The organism is Streptomyces sp. Isolate_45 (assembly GCF_024721315.2).
In the GTDB taxonomy this organism is placed as follows: Bacteria; Actinomycetota; Actinomycetes; order Streptomycetales; family Streptomycetaceae; genus Streptomyces.
Genome location: NZ_JANFAK020000232.1, coordinates 1 through 10,266, shown reverse-complemented (window position 1 = coordinate 10,266; position 10,266 = coordinate 1). Strand labels below are relative to the sequence as shown.

At 72.7% G+C, this 10,266-nt stretch carries 7 protein-coding genes; 4 read left to right on the top strand and 3 right to left on the bottom strand.

Annotated elements, in window-relative coordinates:
- Window positions 1-149 precede the first annotated feature (149 nt).
- Together NOD94_RS38015 and NOD94_RS38010 are read right to left on the bottom strand one after the other, a co-directional pair.
- On the bottom strand, window positions 150-1,805 hold the full coding sequence (locus NOD94_RS38015; protein WP_281210814.1) for an amidohydrolase: 1,656 nt from the start codon (window positions 1,803-1,805) through the stop codon (window positions 150-152).
- Between the two features lie 45 nt (window positions 1,806-1,850).
- A complete protein-coding gene (locus tag NOD94_RS38010) occupies window positions 1,851-3,239 on the bottom strand; it encodes a cytosine permease (protein WP_281210813.1) in 1,389 nt (462 codons plus the stop codon).
- A gap of 139 nt (window positions 3,240-3,378) precedes the next feature.
- Between NOD94_RS38010 and NOD94_RS38005 the strand changes: the two genes are divergently transcribed.
- The gene (locus NOD94_RS38005; RefSeq protein WP_281210812.1) at window positions 3,379-3,999 is read left to right on the top strand and encodes a TetR/AcrR family transcriptional regulator; all 621 of its coding nucleotides are present in this window, start codon (window positions 3,379-3,381) and stop codon (window positions 3,997-3,999) included.
- Between the two features lie 83 nt (window positions 4,000-4,082).
- Here NOD94_RS38005 and adhE read toward each other — a convergent pair whose 3' ends face one another.
- The gene (gene adhE / locus NOD94_RS38000; RefSeq protein ID WP_281210811.1) at window positions 4,083-6,737 is read right to left on the bottom strand and encodes a bifunctional acetaldehyde-CoA/alcohol dehydrogenase; all 2,655 of its coding nucleotides are present in this window, start codon (window positions 6,735-6,737) and stop codon (window positions 4,083-4,085) included.
- Between the two features lie 290 nt (window positions 6,738-7,027).
- Between adhE and NOD94_RS37995 the strand changes: the two genes are divergently transcribed.
- The 3 genes from NOD94_RS37995 to fxsB form a co-directional block, all read left to right on the top strand.
- Complete coding sequence (locus NOD94_RS37995; protein ID WP_281210810.1) at window positions 7,028-7,930, top strand: alpha/beta hydrolase; 903 nt, start codon at window positions 7,028-7,030, stop codon at window positions 7,928-7,930.
- A gap of 280 nt (window positions 7,931-8,210) precedes the next feature.
- Window positions 8,211-8,375, top strand: a complete 165-nt coding sequence (fxsA, locus tag NOD94_RS37990) for an FxSxx-COOH cyclophane-containing RiPP peptide (RefSeq protein WP_281210809.1) — start codon at window positions 8,211-8,213, stop codon at window positions 8,373-8,375.
- A 29-nt stretch (window positions 8,376-8,404) separates the two neighbouring features.
- On the top strand, window positions 8,405-10,266 hold a 1,862-nt coding region (gene fxsB / locus NOD94_RS37985; protein ID WP_281210808.1), incomplete at its 3' end, for a radical SAM/SPASM protein FxsB, inactivated metallohydrolase extension form.

Below are 10,266 nucleotides of genomic sequence, written 5' to 3'. Positions count from 1 at the left end.
CCCCCCCCCCCCCCCCCCCCCCCCCCCCCCCCCCCCCCCCCCCCCCCCCCCCCCCCCCCCCCCCCCCCCCCGGCCCCCCCCCCCCCCCCCCCCCCCCGCCCCCCCCCCACCCCCCCCCCCTCCACCCTACGAAGGGTCCGCGGCGGGCGTCAGGCGATCCGGTGGACCACCTCGCCCGCCACGACCACCGTCTCGGCGACCGTGCCGGGGATGCGTTCCGGGGCGATGGCGAGGATGTCGCGGGACAGGACGACGAAGTCGGCGGCCTTGCCCACGGTCAGCGAGCCCCGGTCGGCCTCCAGGAAGTTGGCGTGGGCGGAGCCCATCGTGTAGCCGTGCACGGCCGTCCGCACGTCCACCGTCTCGGCCGGCTGCCACGGGTCGCCGCCGCCCAGCGGGCGGCGGGTGATCGCCGTGTAGATGCCGACCATGGGGTCCATCTCGGCCACGTTCCAGTCGCTGGAGAAGGCCAGCACGGCCCCCGCCTCGTGCAGGCTGCGCATCGGCCAGGCCTTGTGCCAGCGGTCCTCGCCGACGTTCTCCGCCCAGTCCTGGCCGGGACCCGCGATCTCCGGGGCGCAGTGCCGGGGCTGCATGCAGGCGACCACGCCCAGCTCCGCGAAGCGGGGCACGTCCGCCGGGTCCAGGCACTCCACGTGCACGACCTGGTGGCGGGCGTCGCGCGGGCCGTTGACCGCGCGGGCGTGCTCCACCGCGTCGAGGACGGTGCGGATGCCCCGGTCGCCGGTGGCGTGGACGAAGCACTGGAAACCCCGCGCGTCCAGCCCGGCCAGCAGCTCCGCGAACTCCTCGGCCGGGTAGAAGGTCTCGCCCCGGTGCTTGCCGCAGCCGGTGTACGGCTCCAGCAGGGCGGCCGTGCGGGGCTCCACCACGTCGTCGATGTAGAGCTTGAGCGGGCCCACCCGCAGCCGGTCCCCGGCGTACCTGCGGGCGGCGGCCGCGAAGGCGTCGAGTTCCTCCTCCGTGGTGCCGCGCGGGTGGAACAGCGCGGCGACGATCCGCGAGCGCAGCCGGCCCTCGGCGCGGGCCCGCTCGTACAGTTCCAGGTCGTCGAGGGAGTTCTGCGGCTCCACGACGGTGGTGATGCCGAAGCCGATGGCGTCGTCGAGGCTCTTGGCGAGGCGTCCGTACTGCCGGTCGGGCGAGGCCCACGGCACGCCGAGGTCGCGCAGGGCGCGGTGGCCTTCCAGGGAGAGCCCCTTGATCGCGAAGTCCTTGACGAAGCCGGTGGGCTCGCCGGTGGCCGGGTCCACGGCGGCGGTGCCGAAGGGCAGGTCGGTGCGTTCGCGGGTGACGCCCAGGCGGCGCATCGCGGCGGTGTTCAGCCAGGCCGTGTGCACGTCGTACGAGAGGACGATCGCGGGGGTGTCGCCGGTGACCGGGTCGAGGTCGGCGGCGCAGGGCATCCGGCCGCCGGGGATGGCGGAGTAGTCGAAGGCCTCGGCCTCGATCCAGGGGGCGTCCGGGTGGGCCTCGTGCCAGGTTCCTATGCGGTCGAGGATGGCCTCCAGGGTGCGCACCCCGGCCAGTTGGACGCAGGCGTCGTCGGAGCCGAGCCGGACGTGGTTGTGGGCGTCGATGAAGCCCGGCAGGACCAGCTTCCCGCCGGCGTCGATGCGCTCGGTGTCCGGGCCGGCCCAGGCGTCGGCGCCGGCGTCGGGGCCCACCCAGACGATCCGGCCGTCGTGCACGGCGAGGGCCTCGGCCTCGGGCAGGTCCGCGTCCACGGTGTGGATGCGGGCTCCGGTGAGCAGCAGGTCGGCGGGGAAGGGCTGCTGTGCCATGGGGTGGTGCTCCTGTGCAGAGGGGTGGGGAGGGGAGGGGCGCCGTCAGGCGGCCGGGGCGTACGAGGGCACGCGCCGGGCCAGGGCCCAGTAGGTGAGCCCGGCGACCACCGAGCCCAGCAGGGTGAGGTCGGCGCCGCCGAGGGGGGCCACCAGCGGCCCGGTCCAGAGGGCGGAGTCGCAGGTCAGGGCGGAGAAGGTGATGCCGGCGAGGAGGGCGGCGAGGCCGGCCGGGTGGTAGCCGGAGCGGTACCAGTAGGCGCCTTCGCTGCCGGAGTGCAGCGCCTCGGCGTCGTAGTGGCAGCGGCGCATCAGCATGTCGGCGAGGAAGACCCCGCCCCAGGGCGCGAACACGATGATCAGCAGGGAGAGGAAGGAGAGCAGGGAGGTGGTGAAGTCGGTGAGGAAGAGGGCGGCCAGCGAGCCCGCGGCGGTGACGGCGGCGCTGATGACGATGGCGCGGGCGCGGCTCCAGGGGATGCCGAGGACCTGGAGGTTCAGGCTGGAGGAGTAGAGCGTGATGATCGAGTTGGTGACGGAGCCACCGAGGACGAGCGCCAGGAACAGGGGCTGGAACCAGCCGGGCAGCAGGCTCTCGGCCCCGGCGACGGCGTCGGTCATGTCGGTCTGCGTGGCCGCGGCGACGCCCGCGACGCCGAGGGCCACGGAGGAGACGAAGCCGCCCAGCGCTCCCATCCAGGTGATCGACTTCAGCGAGGTCGTCCGGGGCAGGTAGCGGGTGTAGTCGGCGGGCATCGGCAGGTACGAGAACGGTCCGGCGAGCATGACGACGAAGGCGAGGCTCCACCCGGACAGGCCGGGGGCCGCGGCCGGCGCGGAGGTGTCGGCGCCGGGCAGCACGAAGAGCAGCAGGACGCCGAATCCGGCGGCCAGGACGTAGGCCATCCACCGCTCCGCGAACTGCACGGTGGCGTGTCCCCACATGGCGACGGCGAAGGTCAGCGCGAGGGTGACCGTGAGCGCCAGGGCGCGGACCGCGGTGCCGCCGCCGAGGCCGACCTCGGCGAGGAAGACCTCCAGGGCGAGCGTCCCGACCACGGTGTTGACGATGGTGTAGCCGATGCTCACCACCCAGTTCAGGACGCCGGCCGGGAAGTTCCCGCGGACCCCGAAGGCCGCGCGGGAGATGACCAGGGTGGCGGTGCCGGTGCGGATGCCGCTCAGTCCGGCGGCGCTGATCGCGAAGAAGGACAGGCCGCTGACCACGACCACGGCGACGGCCTGCCAGAAGGAGAGCCCGAAGGCCACGGCGAGGGCGCCGTTGATCACGTACGTGAAGGTGAGGTTGGAGCCGAACCAGAGCCAGAAGAGGTCCTTGGCGCTGCCGTGCCGCTCGGCGTCGGGGATGGGGTCGATCCCGTGGGTCTCGACCCGGAACACCTCGTCGACGTCGGCTGTCTCCTGCTGTCTCATGACGGGCCCCTGACTCGACTACGAACCTTGAATGACGTTCTAAGTTCTTGAATGGCATTCAAGATGCGCGCTGGATGGCGGCCCCGTCAAGACCCTGTCCGGGATAAGGTCGGGCCAGGAAGATCAGGAAGGCGGACCGGTGGCTGGAGCGGTACGGCGGCGCGACGGGCGGATCGCCCAGGAGCGGATGCTGGAAGAGGCCATGGCGGCGATCGCCGAGGACGGCCTGGCCGCGCTCACGATGTCCGCGCTCGCCGAGCGGCTCGGCACCAGCGGCGGCCACATCCTCTACTACTTCGGCAGCAAGGACCGGCTCCTCCTGGAGGCCCTGCGCTGGAGCGAGGCCCAACTGACCGGCGAGCGCGCGGAACTGATGGCCCGTCGGGTCACCGCCCAGCGCAAGCTCACCCTTTTCGTCGAGCTGTACCTGCCGCTCGGCCCGCGCGACCCACGCTGGACCCTGTGGATCGAGCTGTGGGCCCGCACGGCCTCGAACGAGCCGCTGAAGGCCGCCCAGGAGGAGATCGACGAGGGCTGGCAGCGGGACCTGGAGGCACTGCTGGCCAAGGGCGTGGAGCAGGGCCGCTTCGCCCCCCTGGACGTGCCCGCCCGGGCCTCGGAGCTGCTCGCGCTGCTGGACGGGCTGAGCACCCGCGTGGTGCTGGGCCAGCGCGGCGCCGACCGGGCCGCCGCCCTGGAGCGGGCCCGCTCGGCGACGGCCCTGCTGGTCCCCACCCCCCTCCGGGTCCCGCCCGCGTAGCCCGAGCACATCGGCGGCGCACGCCGAGGGCCCGCCCGGGTCCCGCCGGCCCGGGCGGGCCCTTCCGGCGTGCGCCGGGGGTGCTACTCCTCGCCGTCGGCGGGCTCCTCGGCGGGCTCCCCCGCTCCGGCCGGGGCGCCCTCGGCGTTGCCGTAGTAGGCCTGCCGCATGAGCTGCTCCATGTCGTCGATCATCGGCATCCGCGGATTGGCGGGGGCGCACTGGTCGGCGTAGGCGTTCATGGCCTGGACCGGGAGGGCCGCCACGAAGGCCTCCTCGTCCACGCCCTCCTCCGCGAAGGAGGCGGGGATCCCGCACCTGGTGCGCAGTTCCTCGACGGCCCGGGCGTAGGACTCGACGCCCTCGGCCGGGGTCGCGGCCGGCAGCCCGAGCATCCGGGCGATCTCCTGGAACCGCTCCGGGGCCCGGTAGACCTCGGCCTTCGGCCACGGGGTGGCCTTGTGGGAGACGGTGCCGTTGTGCCGGATCACGTGGGGCAGCAGGATCGCGTTGGTCCGGCCGTGGGCGACCTTGAAGGTGTTGCCCAGCGTGTGGGCCATGGCGTGCACCAGGCCCAGGAAGGCGTTGGCGAAGGCCATGCCCGCGACCGTCGAGGCGTTGTGCATCTTCTCGCGGGCCTCGGGGTCGTTCGGTCCGTCGACCACGCACCGCTGGAGGTTCTCGAAGATCAGCTTGATGGCCTGGAGGCAGAGCCCGTCGGTGTAGTCGTTGGAGTACGCGGACACGTACGCCTCGGTGGCGTGGGTCAGGGCGTCGAATCCGGAGTCCGCGGTCACCGTGGGCGGCAGCCCCATGGGCAGGACCGGGTCGACGATGGCGACGTTCGGGGTCAGCGCGTAGTCGGCGAGCGGGTACTTCTGGGCGGCGGCCGGGTCGGAGATGACCGCGAAGGGGGTGACCTCGGAGCCGGTGCCGGAGGTGGTCGGGATGGCGACCATCTTCGCCTTCTCGCCGAGCGAGGGGAACGTGTAGGCGCGCTTGCGGACGTCGAAGAACTTCTCCTTGGTGTCCGCGAACTCCACCTCCGGGCGTTCGTACATCAGCCACATGATCTTCGCGGCGTCCATCGGCGAGCCGCCGCCGAGTCCGATGATCGTGTCGGGCCGGAAGTCGCGCATCATCGCCGCCCCGGCCCGGACGGTGGCGAGCTCCGGGTTGGGCTCGACGGTGTCGATGACCTGGATGGCGACGGCGCCCTCGCGGGCACCCAGGATGTCGGTGACCCTCTGCACGAAACCGAGGGCGACCATGGTCTTGTCCGTGACGATCGAGACCCGGCCGATGCCCTCCATCTCGCCGAGGTGGCGGATGGAGTTGCGCTCGAAGTAGATCTTCGGCGGGACCTTGAACCACTGCATGTTGTTGTTGCGCCGCCCGATCCGCTTGACGTTGATCAGGTTCACCGCGGTGACGTTGTTGGACACCGAGTTGTGGCCGTACGAGCCGCAGCCGAGGGTGAGGGAGGGGAGGAAGGCGTTGTAGACGTCGCCGATCCCGCCGAAGGTGGAGGGCGAGTTGGCGATGACGCGGACCGCCTTGACCTTGCGGCCGAACTCCTCGACGAGGGCCTCGTCCTCGGCGTGGATGGCGGCGCTGTGCCCCAGCCCGTGGAACTCGACCATCGCGGCGGCCAGTTCGAGGCCGTGCTCGGTGTCGGAGGCCTTGAGGGCGGCCAGTACCGGGGAGAGCTTCTCGCGGGTCAGCGGCTCGCCCTCGCCGACCTCGTCGCATTCGGCGAGGAGGATCGAGGTGCCCTCGGGGACGGTGAACCCCGCCTGTTCGGCGATCCAATGCGGGGACTTGCCGACGACCGCCGGGTTGAGCCTGGCGCCCGAGCAGTCGGCGGCGTGGGCCGTCGTGCCGAAGACGAACTGCTCCAGCTTGGTCTTCTCGGCGGCGCTCACCACGTGCGCGCCGAGCCGCTTGAACTCGGCGAGGCCCGGCTCGTAGATCTCCGCGTCCAGGATCACGGCCTGCTCGGACGCGCAGATCATGCCGTTGTCGAAGGCCTTGGAGAGCACGATGTCGTGGACCGCCCGGCCCAGCTTGGCGCTCTTGTGGACGTACGCCGGAACGTTGCCCGCGCCGACGCCCAGGGCCGGCTTCCCGCAGGAGTAGGCGGCCTTGACCATGGCGTTGCCGCCGGTGGCCAGGATGGTGGAGACGCCCGGGTGGTTCATGAGGGCGGCGGTGGCCTCCATGGACGGGACGGTCACCCACTGGACGCAGTCCTCCGGGGCGCCGGCGGCGACGGCCGCGTCACGGACGACGCGGGCGGCCTCGGCGGAGCAGTTCTGCGCGGAGGGGTGGAAGGCGAAGATGATCGGGTTGCGGGTCTTCAGGGCGATCAGCGCCTTGAAGACGGTGGTGGAAGTCGGGTTGGTGACCGGGGTCATCGCGCAGACGACGCCGACGGGTTCGGCGATCTCGGTGATGCCGTTCAGCTCGTCGCGGCGGATGACGCCCGCGGTCCTCAGCCCGCGCATCGAGTTCACCACGTGCTCGCAGGCGAAGAGGTTCTTGACCGCCTTGTCCTCGAAGAGGCCGCGGCCGGTCTCCTCGACGGCGAGCTTCGCGAGGTCGCCGTGCCGGCCCAGCGCCGCGAGGGAGGCCTTCTTGACGATGTGGTCGACCTGCTCCTGGTTGAACGACTCGAACCGGCCGAGCGCCGTGAGCGCCCCTTGGACCAGTCCGTCCACCATCTCGTTGGCCCGCATGGCAGGACTCCTTCATTTCGACCTTTTCCTGATGTCTCAATTCGACACCCGAAAGCGGAAGCGGCGGCGCCGAAAAAGCCCTGACCAGGCGGGCCGAAGGACCGTTCACGTCCGTTCACTCCCCCTCCCGCACGCGTCCGACCTGCTGGGATGACGCGGGACCATAGACCTCCGCCCACTTGTGAAAACTTTCACAAGAATTTCCCGCGGAGTGCGCCCTATCGCGTTCCCCGACGGAAGAGCACAATCGGCCTGACCGACGGCCCGCACCGACGTGAGGGAGGGAGCGCGTGCGCCAAGAGGTGCGCACCGCGGACGGACGCGTTCTGATGACGGAACGCCGGGGCGACCCGGACGGCAAACCCGTCTTCCTGCTCCACGGCACCCCCGGCAGCCGCCTGGGCCCCGCCCCCCGGGGCATGGTCCTCTACCAGCGGCGGACGCAGCTCATCGCCTACGACCGGCCCGGGTACGGCGGCTCCGACCGCCACCGGGGCCGCACCGTCGCCGACGTGGCCGGGGACGTCGCCACCATCGCCGACGCCCTGGGTCTGGACACCTTCACCGTGGCCGGCCGCTCGGGCGGCGCCCCCGGCGCCCTGGCCTGCGCCGCGCTGCTCCCCGACCGGGTCACCCGCACCGCCGCCCTGGTCCCCCTCGCCCCCCGGGACGCGGAGGACCTGGACTGGTTCGCGGGGATGGCCGCCTCGAACGTACGGGAGTACACCACCGCCTCCGACGACCCCGAGGAGCTGGCCGCCCGGCTGATCCCGCGCGCCGACGGCATCCGCAGGGACCCCGGACGACTGCTGGACGAACTGCGCCGGGAGCTGACCGACAACGACCGCATGATCGTCTCGGACGCGGGGCTGCGGGCGATGCTGCTGCGCAACTACCGCGAGGGCCTGCGGACCTCCGCCTGGGGCTGGATCGACGACGCCCTCGCCTTCAGCGGCCCCTGGGGCTTCGACCCCGCCGACATCCGCTGCCCGGTCCTCCTGTGGCACGGGGAACTCGACGTGTTCTCCCCCGTGGGCCACTCCCGCTGGCTGGCCCGGCGCATCCCCGGCGCCACCACCAGCATCGACCCGGCCGCCGCCCACTTCGCGGCGCTGCGCGCGCTGCCCGACGTACTGACCTGGCTGCTGCGCGACCTGCCCACGCCCCCGCTCGACACCCGCCAGCCCGCCTGAGGCGACGGCGGCCGACGGCGGGGCGTCCGGTGCTCCGGGCCGGGGTGACCGACGGCGGGAATGCGCCCCGGAGCGGGCCGCCGGAGAAAAGGATCTTGCCGTGGGGCAAACGGCCGAATACCCCTCCCCGAGAAATGCGGCACGCTTTCCATGGAACGCTTGACCAGGCGTCATGTCTCGGTTGCCATTGGGGTGTGGCCGAGTAAAGTCCACGCTTGACAGCAGCAACGCGCTGAGGTCTTCCCCGCCCATTTCACATGGCCTCCCCGAGGACGGTGTCGTGAACACTTCCGCAACCCCCCCGACCAGCACGGACAGGGACCGGCGCGTCCCGCTCGCGCGGATCGACGTGCGCGGCGCGGCCGCCGCCGCGACGCTCGGCCGGGTGCTTCCGTCGGAATCCGGTCGTCACGCGCAGGCACCGATCTTCAACTCTGCGCTCTGACGCGGAAGTACGCGCTCTAGACTGGCGGAATGACCGGCCTGATCGCATTTCGCGAGATCGTCCTGAAGGTTCACAGCAGATGCGATCTCGCTTGTGATCATTGCTACGTCTACGAACACGCAGATCAGAGCTGGCGGGCCCGTCCGAAAGCGATCTCCCCCGGGGTCATTTCCCGGACCGCGTCACGGCTCGCCGAACATGCCCGTGACCATGCCCTCCCCTCCGTCACGGTGATCCTCCACGGAGGGGAACCCCTGTTGGCGGGCACCGCCCGACTCCGCCTCGTGTGCGAGGAATTCACCCGCGCGCTCGCCGGAACGGCCGCCCTCGACCTGCGGATCCACACCAACGGGCTGCAACTCACCAGCCGTTACCTGGACCTCTTCGCCGAGTACGGCGTCCGGGTCGGCGTCTCCCTCGACGGGGACCGCGCCGCCAACGACCGCCACCGCCGCTTCGCCGACGGCCGTACGAGCCACCCGCTGGTCCTCGCCGCGGTCGCCCTGCTCCGGTCCGAGCCCTACCACCACCTCTACCAGGGCCTGTTGTGCACGGTGGACGTGGCCAACGACCCCGTCGCCGTGCTGGACGCCCTGGTCGAGCTGGAGCCGCCCCGGGTGGACTTCCTGCTCCCGCACGCCACCTGGGCCGCCCCGCCGGTCCGCCCCGACGGCGCCCCCGACGCCTACGCACGCTGGCTGCTGCGGGTCTTCGACCACTGGGACCGGCTGGGACGACCGGTACCCGTACGGCTCTTCGAGTCCCTGCTGTCCACCCTGCGCGGCGGGCCCAGCCTGACCGAGTCCCTCGGGCTCGCGCCGACCGATCTCGTCGTCGTGGAGACCGACGGGACCCTGGAGCAGGTCGACTCCCTCAAGAGCGCCTACGAGGGCGCCGCCGCCACCGGGTTCAACGTCTTCGACCACTCCCTCGACGAGGTCGCCGCCCACCCCGGCGTACGGGCCCGGCAGCTGGGCCTCGCGGGCGTCAGCGACACGTGCCGCCGCTGCCCGGTCGTACGTTCGTGCGGCGGCGGCCTCTACACGCACCGCTACCGGGAGGACGGGGCCGACGGGCCGGGCTTCGACCACCCCTCCGTCTACTGCTCCGACCTGCGCGAGCTCGTGGACGGGGTGGAGGGACGGACCGCGGTCCGCGAGAGCGCCCCCGAGCTCGCCGACCCCGCGGAACTCGCCCGCTCCCAGGCGGAACTGACCCGGATCCTGCTGGCCCGCCTGCACGAGGACCTCGCAGCCGACCCCGAATGGCTGCGCGCCTGGGAGCTGCTGTCCGGGGTCGAGGCCGCCGGGGAGACGGGCGCCACCGCCCTGGACGCCGTACTGGACCACCCGTTCACCCGTACCTGGGTGCTCGCCGCCCTCGACGCGGCCCGGGACATGCGCCCGGACGGCTCCCGGGCCGCCCGCGGGCTCGCCGCGCTGACGGCCGCCGCCGTGCTGCGGGGCGGGCTCTCCCTGCCCGCCGAGGTGGCCTACCGGGACGGCGAGGTGTACCTCCCGACGCTGGGCCTGCTCCGGCTCGGGGAGCCCGGTACCGACGGGCGGGCCGCGCTGCGCGTCACCGACGAGGGGTACGCCGCCGGGGACGGCCGCGCCGAGCACCGCTTCGGCCCGACCGCGGGCGACGCCCGCTGGTTGCCCGTACGGACCTGGTCCCCGGACCCGGAAACGGCGCCGGTGGCCCTGGAGGACCTCGATCCGCACCGCAACTGCTTCGCCCGCCCGCCCAGGCTCCGCCTCGGGGCCGGGGAGGCCGACGCGTGGCGGGCCCGCCTCGGCGCGGCCCGGGCCCTGCTGCACCGCACCGTCCCCGGGTTCGCCCGGGCGGTGGGCGCCGGGCTGAGCACGCTGACCCAGCTGGCCGGCGGGCC

What these genes read in the sequence shown, in the direction of transcription:
- adhE (WP_281210811.1), bottom strand. Translation starts at nt 6,737, where the DNA reads ATGCGGGCCAACGAGATGGTGGACGGACTGGTCCAAGGGGCGCTCACG.
- NOD94_RS38015 (WP_281210814.1), bottom strand. Translation starts at nt 1,805, where the DNA reads ATGGCACAGCAGCCCTTCCCCGCCGACCTGCTGCTCACCGGAGCCCGC.
- NOD94_RS38010 (WP_281210813.1), bottom strand. Translation starts at nt 3,239, where the DNA reads ATGAGACAGCAGGAGACAGCCGACGTCGACGAGGTGTTCCGGGTCGAG.